The following is a 220-nucleotide window of genomic DNA, read 5'->3' on the forward strand; positions in this document are numbered from 1 at the left end:
TTCGCGGCGAATGGCGATGCCTTGGGCATATGCTGCAACATGATACCCCCGCCGCGCCAGCGTTCGGCGACATCGGGACCGGAGGATTTGCCGAAGCTGAGCGAAAAGCGCGTGGGCAATTGTTCGGACTGGGCAAAATAGGCCTCCGCACAGGCCGACAGGGATTCGCCCGTCAGCGGCGTGATGCCCTGATACGGGGTCATGCCCTTGCCCTGATCGA

General features: G+C 62.7%; 1 protein-coding gene. It reads right to left on the reverse strand.

The window, feature by feature from the left end; genetic code table 11:
• Positions 1–220 (reverse strand): Hsp33 family molecular chaperone HslO (locus tag A3764_RS01510; RefSeq protein ID WP_201722389.1); only part of this gene is annotated, 220 nt, incomplete at both ends.

It is taken from the genome of Sulfitobacter sp. HI0129, from assembly GCF_001635395.1.
Taxonomy (GTDB): Bacteria; Pseudomonadota; Alphaproteobacteria; order Rhodobacterales; family Rhodobacteraceae; genus Sulfitobacter.